Genomic DNA, 12,487 nt, shown 5'->3' with positions numbered 1-12,487 from the left:
ACGTCCTCATCAACAACCGGCAAGCCAGCCGGGAGGGCAGACCTCCAGTAACCAACGTGAATCAGACCACCACGCAATACGGCTCATTCGCCGCCACCCGGCAGCACCCGGCCCCTCGGAAGAATTTTTTCGAGGAAAAGGCACGAGCGGGAACGTTTTCGGCCTGGTTGGATGTTGACCCTGGTACGACAGCTCGTCGAGCTAGAGAAGAGGCGACGTGACTACTGTTCTGACACCCGCGAGCCCGCTGACGGCCGCTGACCGCTGCGACCGCTGCGGCGCCCAGGCATACCTGCGCGTCGTCCTGATGTCCGGCGGAGAACTGCTCTTCTGCGCCCACCACGGTCGCAAGTTCGAGCCAGAACTCAAGAAGATCGCCGCGGAAATACAGGACGAGACGGAGCGGCTGACCGCTTCTCCGACGTCTGCGTCTGACGAGGAACGCTGACACATCGCATCCACGACGAGCGAGTAGCGGCCCAGCGCCGTGCGGCGGGCGGTTTTCCCGGCACCACCGGGGAGGCCGCCCGCACTCGTGCGCCGCGGCATCTCCGACAATCCTCGGCGGCGCTCAGCCCGCCCCATGCTCGCGCACCGCCGGGAGCAGCGCGGAAGCGCGCGTGTAGACACCGGGGCTTCCCGCCTGCCCGCAGCCAGTCCCCCACGACACCAGCCCCACCAGGCGCCCCTGCGCCACCAGCGGCCCCCCGCTGTCCCCCTGGCAGGCGTCCCGCCCGCCCTTCGGTTCCCCCGCGCACAGCATCGATGCGGCCTTGTACGTCCCGTCCGCGCTCCCCGGATAGGCCCTCGCGCAGACCGTGTCACGCAGCACGTTCACCCGGGCCGACCGCAGCTGCGACGCATAGCTGCCCTCTCCGGTCGTATCGCCCCATCCGTAGACCGTCGCCGTGCTGCCCGGCCGGTAGGCGCTGTCGTCCTCGCCGGCTATTCGGATCGGGCGGTTCCGGACCCGCTCCTTCAACGTCAGGACGGCCATGTCGCCCTCGTTGGTCCAGCTGTTGTAGCGCGGATTGACCCACACGTTGGCGACCTCTACCTCCTGGCCGCCGCCGCCAGTGAGGTTGTCGCGTCCGACGACGACCCGTAGATCGCGCACCTCTTTCCAGGGGAGTCCCAGCACCTCCTGGCCCAGACAGTGCGCGGCCGTCACCACCGTCGCGTGCCCGACCAGCACGCCGCCGCAGAACTGGCCGGAGCGCTGGGTCCCGAACCGCTGATGTGATGCCAGGGCCACCGCCCACGGGCTGCTGGAGGGCCGCACGGGCTTGCCACCGATCACCGACCCGTCCGCAGCAGCCGAGGTCGGTGCGGCGAATATCAGCGCGAGGGCTCCGAAGGCGGCGGGTACGCAGGGGCGCATACGGACTCCTGACTCTGGGACAGTGGTCGCCCACCCAGAGTGACCCAAACGGCCGCGCCCCGCACCCGGACGGCCGCGAGCCCGACCCGTCCACCGAGGTGGGAGGGCCGGGCTCGCGGCGCGAACGGAGCAGGTCCGGTCAGTCGAGGTAGTCGCGCAGCACCTGGGAACGCGACGGGTGACGCAGCTTCGACATCGTCTTGGACTCGATCTGACGGATCCGCTCACGCGTGACGCCGTAGACCTTGCCGATCTCGTCCAGCGTCTTGGGCTGGCCGTCCGTGAGGCCGAAGCGCATGGACACCACGCCGGCCTCACGCTCGGAGAGAGTGTCCAGCACGGAGTGCAGCTGCTCCTGCAGGAGCGTGAAGCTGACCGCGTCGGCCGGGACGACGGCCTCGGAGTCCTCGATGAGGTCACCGAACTCGCTGTCGCCGTCCTCGCCCAGCGGAGTATGCAGCGAGATCGGCTCGCGGCCGTACTTCTGGACCTCGATGACCTTCTCGGGGGTCATGTCGAGTTCCTTGGCCAGCTCCTCCGGGGTGGGCTCGCGGCCCAGGTCCTGGAGCATCTGGCGCTGAACGCGCGCGAGCTTGTTGATGACCTCGACCATGTGGACGGGGATACGGATCGTACGGGCCTGGTCGGCCATGGCGCGGGTGATCGCCTGGCGGATCCACCACGTCGCGTACGTCGAGAACTTGTAGCCCTTGGTGTAGTCGAACTTCTCGACCGCGCGGATCAGACCGAGGTTGCCCTCCTGGATCAGGTCCAGGAAGAGCATGCCGCGGCCGGTGTACCGCTTGGCCAGGGAGACGACCAGTCGGAGGTTGGCCTCCAGGAGGTGGTTCTTCGCGCGGCGGCCGTCCTCGGCGATGATCTCCAGCTCGCGCTTGAGCTTCGGCGCGAGCTTGTCGCTGTTCGCCAGCTTGTCCTCGGCGAACAGGCCGGCCTCGATGCGCTTGGCGAGCTCGACCTCCTGCTCGGCGTTGAGGAGCGGGACCTTACCGATCTGCTTGAGGTAGTCCTTGACCGGGTCGGCGGTGGCGCCGGCCGCGGCGACCTGCTGCGCGGGGGCGTCGTCCTCGTCGTCGTCGGACAGCACGAAGCCGGCGTTCTCGGCGCCTTCGGCGGCCTCGGGAGCCTCGCCCTTGCCGGGTGCCGCGGTCTCCTCGGTCACCTCGTCGTCGAGCAGCTCGTCGACGTCCTTCTTGGACGCCGTCTTCTTGGCCGTGGCCTTCTTGGCCGTGGTCTTCTTCGCGACCGTCTTCTTGGCGGCCGTCTTCTTCGCCGCAGCCTTCTTCACAGGCGCGGACTCGGACTCACCCGCCGGCGGGTCCGCCACGGGGGCGGGGGCGGCGGCGGTGGCCTTCTTCACCGTGGCGGTCTTCGCGGCCACGGTCTTGGTGGCGGTGCGCTTTGCGGGAGTCTTCGCTGCGACGCTCTTGCGGGTGCGCTTGGGCGCCTCTGCGGCACTGACCATCAGCGTCACACCCTCCTCGTCGAGGATCTGGTTGAGGCTGCGCAGAACGTTCTTCCACTGGGTTGGCGGAATCTGGTCAGCCTCGAAGGCCCGACGCACGTCATCGCCGGCGATCTGCCCATCTGCCTTTCCCCGCTCGATGAGCGCCATCACAGACTCGGACTCGGCGATCTCCGGCGGGAGCGTACGGGATGTGCTGGCCGACACGAACAACCTCTCGGAACGATGGAAACGGCTTCCGACCCCGTCCATGCGGATCGGAGCCGACGACCGCCGGTGGGGATGGACCGACGGCGCAGGGGCAACCGGGGAGTTGAACAGCGTCACGAACGCCGCTCGTATTCCCTCCTCGGCTATCACCTCTTAAGTCATCGCGCTTCCCCGGAGAGCGTTACGCCCAATCTGCGTGGCCCGAGTCACACCCCATAACGACCTATTCCCAGTCATATGACATGCAACCCTCTCAAGGTCTGCCGCCGGATCCGGACGACGCCCCGGATCCGGCGATCTTGCGCTCCTTCGGTACGCACGGCACACCCTCCATCGGAGTGCGCGGGGCACGAGGTCGCGCTGGGCTTACGGTCCGCACGTGGTCGGGTACGGCCCTTCAGTGCTCGCGGGGCGCGGGGACGACGTGGTCCACGGGCGTCCCGGTGCCCTGCCCGCCGGTCTCACCGTGGGCGGCGAGGAGCTGGCGCATCGCGGATTCGGCGGCCGTGGCGTCGCCGGAACCGATCGCGTCGACGACCCGCATGTGCTGGCCCACGGATGTCTCGACCGGCCGCTCACAGCCGCCGCCGGATCCGCCGGAGACATGCAGGGCGGAGGTGACGATGCCCGAGAGGTGCTCGAGCATCCGGTTGCCGGCGAGCTGGAGGAGCAGGGTGTGGAACTCGACGTCGGCGCGGGTGAACGTCATGGTGTCGCCCTGGGCGGCGGAGTGGCCCATGATCTCGACCATGTGGGGGAGCCGCTGCTGGATGTCCTCGCGGCCGTGGCCGGCGGCGAGGCGGGCGGCGAGCGGCTCGATCGTCCAGCGCAGCTCGCACAGCTCGCGCCGCTGGTCGTCGCGCTGCGGCCCGTAGGCCCGCCACTCGATGATGTCGGGGTCGAGGAGGTTCCAGTCGCTGACCGGGCGTACCCGGGTGCCTACGTTGGGGCGCGCGCTGACCAGCCCCTTGGCCTCGAGGACGCGCAGCGACTCGCGGACGACGGTGCGGGAGACCTCGAAGCGCTGGCCGATCTCCTCGGGGACGAGCGGGCGGTCGGCACCGAGATCGCCGGAGACGATCATCTGGCCGAGCTGTTGCACGAGTTGGCCGTGGAGGCCGCGGCCACGGCTGCCCGCCGCGCGACGGCCGACCCGGCCGATGTCTGCTTCGGAGCCTTCCCAGACCGGCGAAACGCGCTCTGCGCGCTCCTGGCCGGTCGCGTTGGCGGCGTTGGCGTAGGAGTAGCGGTCAAGCTCGCCGGGGCCTGCGAGGCCGGTGTCGCCGGGGCGAGCCGCGGTCATCATGGTGTGCGCAAGGGTACTCACGCATCCTTTGTCGGCGACACCCTGAACGGCCTTGAGGTCTTTGGTGAAAAGCACACGAAAGGGTGATCGCCCGTTATCTCGCAATTGACGCTTTATCGGAAAGAAATGCGCTTTCGGCGGCGAGTTGTGGACAGCGGGTGCAACAACGGAGCCCGGAAACGGGCGTCTTGGCAGGTCGGCGTCCACCGGCCCGTTAGCACGGTGAACACATAAGTGCAGCCCAGGGCGGACGGCAGCAACGCGGGTGCACCGCCCGAGGGTTGGGGCGCACAAGGCGTCGCCATCGATACGCCTCGGTCGAATCCGGAAGGCCCGCGAACCGCCGTCGGCAGCCTCGCGGACCGGGTACTCCGGCTGGGCTTCGGGGCGCCGGGTCGGGCATGACGCGTGCGGTGGCGACCCATGCCGGATGGGCATGGCGAGTTCGGCCGTCCACCGCATTGCCGGCCGCGGTCATGCACCGGCGATCGGTCCGCCGCGTACGCCGCCAGCCTCCCTGCGCAGGGCAACCAGCGGGGTGTACAGGCCAATCGGGGATGCCGGCGGACGCGTCCCGGGCGAACTGCGGGCAAGTGGTGGCCTCATGGGCGATGAGTCGTGCGTGTGGTGATGCGTGGTGGTGAGTGCCCGGGGTGGAAGGCGGCGCATGCTCACCGGGAAGCAACCAAGTTTGCCTTGGAGCAGAGGAGTTGGCGGAGCGCAAGCTGTGACCATTGGGGACGTCGAGGCGGTCGAGTCACCTCGTCCGGTGACTTCGCGGGCGGCATGTTGACCCAGGGGATAGCGCTGCGGACGGCATGAACCGGCGGCCGGCGCGACTGATCTGATGGCGACTGGAGCGCGCCTCGTGAGGTGTGAGTCGGCGGGGAAGCCGACGTGGTGACGCGGGGGTCCGACGGGGCGCGGCGGTGGGTCAGACCTCGGGGCGCAGCATCGGGGGGTTGAGGAGGGTCGCGCCGCCGGCTCGGAACAACTGTGCGGGGCGTCCGCCCTGACGGGTCGTGGTACCGCCGGTGGGGACCAGGAAGCCGGGGGTGCCGGTGACCTTGCGGTGGAAGTTGCGGGGGTCGAGGGCGACGCCCCAGACCGCCTCGTAGACCCGGCGGAGCTCGCCGACGGTGAATTCCTGCGGGCAGAAGGCCGTGGCGAGGGAGGAGTATTCGATCTTCGAGCGGGCGCGTTCCACGCCGTCGGCGAGGATCCGCGCGTGGTCGAAGGCGAGCGGGGTCGTCAGCTCGCCGTCGCGGGCGTGCGCGCTTCCCTCGTGCTCCAGGAGGGTGTCCACGGGTGCCCAGCGGGCGCTGTGGGCGTCGCCGCCGGCCCTGGGGGCCGGCAGGTCGGGGGCCAGGACCAGGTGGGCGACGCTGACGACGCGCATCCGGGGGTCGCGCTTGGGGTCGCCGTAGGTGGCGAGCTGTTCGAGGTGCGCGCCGTACGCGGGCGGCGGGCCCGCCTCCGGGTGGGCGTGCAGGCCGGTCTCCTCGGCGAGCTCCCGGGCGGCTGCGTCCTCAAGATCCTCGTCGGCCCGGACGAAACCGCCGGGCAGGGCCCAGCGGCCCTGGAACGGCGGCTCACCGCGGCGTACCGCCAGCGCACACAGGGCGTGGCGGCGCACGGTGAGCACGACCAGGTCGACGGTGACAGCAAAGGGCGGGAAGGCCGACGGGTCGTAGGGAGGCATGACGTGATCATAGTCGTCCGCCTGACGATAAACAGGTCACGCGGCCCTTCACGAACCGAGTTGCAGGCCGTCCGCCGCTGCCTCGACCATGCCCATCCCCAGCCGGCTGATCCGAACGGCGAAAGGCTGCTCGGCGATGGTGAGTCCCGTGAGCTGCATCGCGCCGAGCGGGGCGGTGCCGAGCGGGCGGACGGCCACCGTCCCCGACGGGACATCGGGGCGCAGCCCCGCGAGGGTGACGAGCATCTGGACCGCCCCGGCCGCCGCCGCAGCGGCAGGGCGGCAGGCCGCCGGGTGCGGGACCGGAGCGCCGTCGGCGGTGCGCTGCTCCCCCGCGTACATCTCCGGGAGGCGGTGGCCGAAGCTCTCCGCGGCATCGAGAACGCCCCTGGTGAGGGCACCGGCAGCGGCTTCGTGGCCTGCCGCGGCGAGTCCGGCGGCGGCGATGGCCGTTTCCTGGACGCGGACGGCACCGCTGCGGTGGCCGAACGGGTTGTAGCCGGTCTCCTTGGCACCGAGTCCGCGCAGGCCCCATCCGGAGTCCATCGCCGGACTGCGCAGCAGTCGGGCCAGTTGGTCGGTCTGTGCCGCGTCCAGGAGGCCGGGGGCGAGGGTGCCGCCGCCGAGCAGGCCGGTGTCGAGGAGATGGGCGGCGGTGGAGCCGAGGTGCGGCACCGGCCTGCCGTCGACGGTGAGCAGGGCGGCCGGACGGCCGCCCGCGCGGTCCTCCACCCAGAAGTCGGTCCGGAAGCGGGTGCTCAGGTCGGCCGCCCAGTCGCGGAGTGCGGCGGCACCGGAGGAGCCGCAGGCGTCGAGGAGGTCGGCGCCCAGGAGCGCGGCGCGGTGGGCGTGGGCCTGTGTCTCGCAGCGGTAGGGGCCGTCGGGCGCCGGGTCGGGGAGGTAGCCGCCGCGGCCTCCGCCCGGCGGGTCGGTGGCCGTGCGCAGCCACTGGAGGCACCGTTCGGCGGGGGGCAGCAGCCGTTCTGTCTCCGGGTCGGGGAGGCCCCAGCGGCGGGCCTCCGCGAGGACTGCGGGGAAGAGGAGGGTGGCTTCGATGCCCGTGCAGCTCGGTGGGGCGTGCGGCCCGGCGTCGCGCAGGGCGCCGGGAATTCGGCCGAAATCCGCTCCTGGGGTGGCCTGTTGAGTGCGGGCGAGGGTGCGCAGGGTGCTCGCAGCAAGCCGGGTGCCGAGAGGAAGCAGCATCCGGGCACTCCAGAGGGCCTCTGCCGGGGCGAGGCCGCAGCGCCAGGGGAATCCCCCGGCCACATAGACGTCCGCGGGCATGGCCGGGTCGCGCATCAGCAGGCCGCGCAGATCGTCGAGGCTGCGTGCCATGAGGGCGTCGGCGCGATGGTCGTCGCATTCCAGGTGGGCGGCCGACCAAGGGTGCGGCGGCCGGTCGCCACGCATCCGGGGGCCGGAGAGGGCGGAACGCGGACCGGGAATACGGGGTTGGCCGGGGCGCCCGCGGGCGGCCGGGTGGGCGCCGCCCCGGGGGTTGCCCGTGTTGTATTCGAGGCGGGCGTGCAGCTCGACGGTGCGCCGGCCGCCCGGTGGTAGCTCCAGGTCCCAGCGCAGCAGACCCGCCGAGGCCAGGGCGTCCTGGGGTGTGGGCGTCGCGGAGACCAGGGCGTGCGCGCCGGGCCCGGTCCAGCGGAGCCCGGAGCCGTGGACCGCGGCGCGGAGTTCGGCGCCGGGGAAGCCGAGGGCGACGGCCCCGAGCTCTGCGAGGTCGGTACCGAGCCGGATTTCGACCGGCAGCCGGACGGGCCGGCCGGCGTTGCTGTGGAAGGTGATCCGTTCGGTGCCGTCGGCGTACCGCAGCCGCTCCATCCGGATCTCCGGGTCCGGCCCGCGCTCGCCCGTTCTGCGGACCACACCGATGAACCGGGCCCGGTCCGCGGCGACCAACCGGCCCTGGACGACGAGTGGTTCACCGCCCGCGGCCCGTACTTCGCATCGGGAGAGGATCCGCCGGCCGTCCCGGTAGTAGCCCTCCAAGCCCTCGCCGGTGAGCTGCCCCGAGGGGGGCGACACGGCGAGGGACGGCAGGGCCACACAGATCAGCGCGGAGTGGACGGGTTGCGGTTGGGGCGGCCGGGGCGGCGCGGTGCGCCGTTCTCCGGCGGGCTGGTGGGTCGGCTGGGTGGTGGGGACGATCCCTGGCACGCTCTGCGCTCCCTGGTGAGGTCGGGGCTCCGTACGGCCTGCGCCATATAGGTGAACGTTCCGGCCGGCGCCCAGGTCACGCCGGCCGGACCGCGACCGCTGCGTCACCGCCGGCTCCGATCGCCGTCCCGGCCGGTCCGGCGCTTGCCGGCGGCGCCGGTCGTACGGGTGCCGGGACCGGTGCCGCCGCGTGGCCCGCGAGGGCGGTCGGCGGCTGCGGGGCGCGGCGGTCCGGGCCGGTCCGCAGGCCGGTGTGGTTCCTGCGGGACGGCCGCCGGTCCGTCGGCGGCGCTCTCCGCCTCCTTCCGCTGCTCGCGCAGGCAGCGGCGCAGCGGCTCGGGATCCAGGCCCTCGTTGAGGGCGCGGTGCAGCATCTGCGCGAAGATGTAGCCGGGATCGACGGTGAGGGCACGGGTCAGTGCGACACGTGCGGATGGGTCGTCTGCGGTGGACCAGCAGACCCAGCCGGCGAGGGTCAGTGGCGCCGCCGCGTGCTCGACGTAGCCGCCGGCGCAGCGGCGGGCGAGGGCGCGCCAGAGGCGGAGGGCCGGGGCGGCCTCGGGGCCGTCCATCCATTCCGCGGCCCGGTCGCGGGTGCCGCGGTCCTGGAGGCCGAGGATGAGGTCGGCGGCTTCGCGGTCGGTGATCAGCGCGTCGTCGCAGGCGTCCCTGGCGCGGTTGCTGCCGGTGGGGGTGTCCTGGCGGAAGCGGTGGATCATCGCACGCGCCAGATCGAGGGTTTCGCGCCGGACGACGGGCGCGCCGTCCGGCCGGAGCATCCGGGGCATGAGCGTCGCCGCCGCGGTGTCCAGGGCCTGCTCCTGGTCGTCGGCGCGCGGTCCGGTGCGGGGTGCCAGCCGGGCCTCCATCTCCTTGAGCGAGCCGCGCACCTGCATTCCCGCGTAGGCGGCGGCTGCGGCCATCACGGATGTACCGGGCAGGAACAGGGGTGTCCCCTCCGCGGGGCAGCAGCGGAAGTCGGGGCAACAGTAGGACCAGAAACGGCCGTTGGAGATGCACAGGGCTTCGAGTACCGGTACGTCCTGTGCGCCGCATGCGGTGCGCAGGCGCTGGGCGAGGGGGCGGAGGCGGTCCTTGACGTCCTTGCCGGTCTCTCCCCGGGACGGTTCCTGGCAGAGGAAGACAAGGATGCCGACGGGGCGCGCGGCGCGGTCCCGGGCGCCGGTGATGAGGCAGTCGGCGAGCTGGTCGCAGACGTCGGGCCATTGGGTGGTGTCGGCCGGGATGCCGAGCCTGAGCCGTCCGCCGAAGCGGGCGCGCTCGCCGTGCAGCGCGACCATCACGATGCTGTCGTCCGGGTAGAAACCCATGAGATACGGCAGTGCGTCGGCGAGCTCGGCGGGGCCGCGCAGGGTGACCGGGGGTTCGGTGGCCGGGTCGTCGGGTGCGGTGGTGTCGCGCGGCCGGGAGTCGGCGGGGTCGGAGGACGGGCGGGAGGGGGTGGGGTCGGCCGGGGTGTAGGCGTTGCAGGAGAGGGAGGGGGCGGACGGGTCGGGCGCGATGAAAGGGGTAGCGGGGGTGGCAGCGGCGGTGGGGGCGGCGGCTTGCGTGGGGTCGGCGGAGGCGGGTGGGCCGGGCCGAGCACCGGGAGACGGTGGCTCGGGCGGGCCCGTGGGGGCCGCGGAGGACGGGCTCGCGGAGGCGGGCGAGGGGTTGTCGGTACCGGGCTTGCGCGGTTCGCTGTGCGGATTCATGGCTCGAAGATCGCGCAGCTCACCGCCGCTCCGCGACCCCTGTGGATAACTCGCGGGTGGGGTGGTTGTCCACAGCTTCGGGCGGGGGTTCGCGCGTTGTCGGTGGCATCGGGTTGCATGGGGGCATGAGCAACGAAGACCTGCGTGCCGCAGCCGATGCCGTCCTGAGCCGACTCGTCGGGGATCCCGGCGGCGACGCCCGGCTGCGCGAGGATCAGTGGCGGGCGATCGAGGCGCTGGTCGCCGACCACCGCCGCGCCCTGGTCGTGCAGCGCACGGGCTGGGGGAAGTCCGCGGTCTATTTCGTCGCGACTGCGCTGCTGCGCGAGCGGGGCAGCGGTCCGACCGTGATCGTCTCTCCGCTGCTCGCGCTGATGCGTAATCAGGTCGAGGCGGCCGCGCGGGCCGGTATCCGCGCGCGCACGATCAACTCCGCCAACACCGAGGAGTGGGACACCGTCCAGGCCGAGGTGGCGGCCGGCGAGGTGGATGTGCTGCTGGTGAGCCCCGAGCGGCTCAACAACCCCGATTTCCGCGAACAGGTGCTGCCCAAGCTCGCGGCGGCCACCGGCCTCCTGGTCGTCGACGAGGCGCACTGCATCTCGGACTGGGGCCATGACTTCCGGCCGGATTACCGCCGGCTGCGCACGATGCTCGCCGACCTCCCGCCCGGTGTGCCCGTGCTCGCCACGACGGCCACCGCGAACGCCCGGGTGACGGCCGATGTCGCCGAGCAGTTGGGGACGGGCGAGAGCACCGGAGAGGCACTGGTGCTGCGCGGCACGCTGGACCGGGAGAGCCTGAGTCTGGGCGTGCTGCCGCTGCCGGACGCGGCGCACCGGCTCGCCTGGCTCGCGGACCATCTGCACGAGCTGCCGGGCTCCGGGATCGTCTACACGCTCACGGTCGCCGCCGCCGAGGAGGTCACGGCGTTCCTGCGCCACCGGGGGCACACGGTCTCCTCGTACACCGGCAAGACGGAGAACGCCGACCGCCAGCAGGCCGAGGACGATCTGCTCGCCAACCGGGTCAAGGCGCTGGTGGCGACCTCGGCCCTGGGGATGGGCTTCGACAAGCCCGACCTGGGGTTCGTGGTGCACCTGGGCTCGCCGTCGTCGCCCATCGCGTACTACCAGCAGGTGGGCCGTGCCGGCCGCGGCGTCGAGCATGCCGAGGTACTGCTGCTGCCCGGCCGGGAGGACGAGGCGATCTGGAAGTACTTCGCGTCGCTGGCGTTCCCCCCGGAGGAGCAGGTGCGCCGGACGCTGGACGTGCTCGCGGCGGCCGGTCGGCCGGTGTCGCTGCCGGCGCTGGAGCCGCAGGTCGAACTGCGCCGCTCCCGGCTGGAGATCATGCTCAAGGTGCTCGACGTGGACGGCGCCGTCCAGCGCGTCAAGGGCGGCTGGACGTCCACCGGGCGGCCGTGGTCGTACGACGCCGAGCGCTATGCGTGGGTGGCGCGGCAGCGGGAGACCGAGCAGCAGGCCATGCGGGAGTACGCGGCGGCGACCGGCTGCCGGATGGAGTTTCTGCGGCGGCAGCTGGACGACGAGGCGGCGGCCCCGTGCGGCCGGTGCGACAACTGCACGGGGGCGCGGTTCGGCACCGAGGTGTCCGCCGCGTCGCTGGACGCGGCGCGCGGCGAACTGGGGCGCCCCGGTGTGGAGGTGGAGCCGCGGCGGATGTGGCCCACGGGTCTGCCGGCGGTCGGCATCGACCTCAAGGGCCGCATCCCGGCCGGTGAACTGGCCGCTACCGGACGGGCTTTGGGGCGGCTGTCGGACATCGGGTGGGGCAACCGGCTGCGGCCGATGCTCGCAGCGCAGGCCCCGGACGGTCCGGTGCCCGAGGATGTGTCGGCCGCGGTGGTCACGGTCCTCGCCGACTGGGCCAAGGGCCCCGGGGGCTGGGCCTCGGGCGCGGCGGACGCACCGGCCCGCCCCGTGGGCGTCGTCTGCCTCGGTTCGCGCAGCCGCCCGCAGCTGATCCGGTCGCTGGCCGAGCGGATCGCCTCGGTGGGCCGGATGCCGTTCCTGGGCACGGTGGGGTCGCCGGACGACGGTCCGGAGGGCAGGATTCCGCGCAGCAACAGCGCCCAGCGGCTGCGGGCGCTGCACAGCTCGCTGAGCGTGCCGCCGGAGCTCGCCCGGGCGCTGGCGTCGGCCGGCGGCCCGGTGCTCCTGGTGGACGACTACGCGGACACCGGCTGGACGCTGGCGGTGGCCGCCCGGCTGCTGCGCGGAGCCGGGGCCGAGGGGGTGTTTCCGCTGGTTCTGGCCGTGCAGGGCTAGTTCCGGGCGAGGCGTTGTCCCGTCGGTGAGCGGGCGGGGCGTGCGCTCCGTACGGCCGGGGCCTGGGGAGAAGGAAGGGAGGCGGCGGGCATCAGAGGCGGGTGCGGCGGGCAGGGATACCGGCGGCGGACCGGTTCATTCCGGCCGTGCGGGGGAATTGCTCGTTGCCGCATGCCTGTACGAACCGCAAGAATTGAAGTGGCTCCCCGTATCCGGCCGTTCGCGGTGCG

General features: G+C 72.4%; 8 protein-coding genes. 2 read left to right on the top strand and 6 right to left on the bottom strand.

The window, feature by feature from the left end; translation table 11 throughout:
* Nucleotides 1-217: 217 nt before the first annotated feature.
* Nucleotides 218-448 (top strand): DUF7455 domain-containing protein, encoded by a 231-nt coding sequence (locus tag RZ84_RS26870; protein WP_043266503.1) that lies wholly within the window; start codon nt 218-220, stop codon nt 446-448.
* Nucleotides 449-571: 123 nt separating this feature from the next.
* Here the strand turns inward: RZ84_RS26870 and RZ84_RS26865 are convergent, their stop codons facing one another.
* The 6 genes from RZ84_RS26865 to RZ84_RS26840 form a co-directional block, all read right to left on the bottom strand.
* Nucleotides 572-1,381 carry a serine protease gene (locus tag RZ84_RS26865; RefSeq protein WP_043266501.1) on the bottom strand — a complete coding sequence of 270 codons (810 nt, stop codon included), beginning with the start codon at nt 1,379-1,381 and terminating at the stop codon, nt 572-574.
* Between the two features lie 139 nt (nt 1,382-1,520).
* The gene (locus tag RZ84_RS26860) at nt 1,521-3,071 is read right to left on the bottom strand and encodes an RNA polymerase sigma factor (RefSeq protein ID WP_277816884.1); all 1,551 of its coding nucleotides are present in this window, start codon (nt 3,069-3,071) and stop codon (nt 1,521-1,523) included.
* Nucleotides 3,072-3,471: 400 nt separating this feature from the next.
* The gene (locus RZ84_RS26855) at nt 3,472-4,455 is read right to left on the bottom strand and encodes a FadR/GntR family transcriptional regulator (protein WP_043266497.1); all 984 of its coding nucleotides are present in this window, start codon (nt 4,453-4,455) and stop codon (nt 3,472-3,474) included.
* A gap of 859 nt (nt 4,456-5,314) precedes the next feature.
* Nucleotides 5,315-6,082: an NUDIX hydrolase gene (locus RZ84_RS26850; protein WP_043266495.1), complete on the bottom strand. Its 768-nt coding sequence runs from the start codon at nt 6,080-6,082 to the stop codon at nt 5,315-5,317.
* A 48-nt stretch (nt 6,083-6,130) separates the two neighbouring features.
* Complete coding sequence (locus RZ84_RS26845; protein ID WP_241778096.1) at nt 6,131-8,242, bottom strand: glycogen debranching N-terminal domain-containing protein; 2,112 nt, start codon at nt 8,240-8,242, stop codon at nt 6,131-6,133.
* Nucleotides 8,243-8,355: 113 nt separating this feature from the next.
* Nucleotides 8,356-9,966, bottom strand: coding sequence for a DUF4192 domain-containing protein (locus RZ84_RS26840; RefSeq protein WP_043266493.1), 1,611 nt, complete (start codon nt 9,964-9,966; stop codon nt 8,356-8,358).
* Nucleotides 9,967-10,091: 125 nt separating this feature from the next.
* Here RZ84_RS26840 and RZ84_RS26835 point away from each other — a divergent pair, with 125 nt between their 5' ends.
* Nucleotides 10,092-12,257 (top strand): RecQ family ATP-dependent DNA helicase, encoded by a 2,166-nt coding sequence (locus RZ84_RS26835; protein WP_043266491.1) that lies wholly within the window; start codon nt 10,092-10,094, stop codon nt 12,255-12,257.
* The last annotated feature ends 230 nt before the right edge of the window (nt 12,258-12,487 follow it).

Origin of the sequence: Streptomyces sp. CT34 (genome assembly GCF_000805335.1) — a bacterium.
Taxonomy (GTDB): domain Bacteria; phylum Actinomycetota; class Actinomycetes; order Streptomycetales; family Streptomycetaceae; genus Streptomyces.
The sequence above is the reverse complement of the archived record's forward strand: the minus strand, read 5'-3'. Positions and strand labels throughout refer to the sequence as shown.

Excerpts from the sequence above, each read along its gene's own strand:
- RZ84_RS26850 (WP_043266495.1), bottom strand. The coding sequence starts at position 6,082 with ATGCCTCCCTACGACCCGTCGGCCTTCCCGCCCTTTGCTGTCACCGTC.
- RZ84_RS26835 (WP_043266491.1), top strand. The coding sequence starts at position 10,092 with ATGAGCAACGAAGACCTGCGTGCCGCAGCCGATGCCGTCCTGAGCCGA.
- RZ84_RS26865 (WP_043266501.1), bottom strand. The coding sequence starts at position 1,381 with ATGCGCCCCTGCGTACCCGCCGCCTTCGGAGCCCTCGCGCTGATATTC.
- RZ84_RS26840 (WP_043266493.1), bottom strand. The coding sequence starts at position 9,966 with ATGAATCCGCACAGCGAACCGCGCAAGCCCGGTACCGACAACCCCTCG.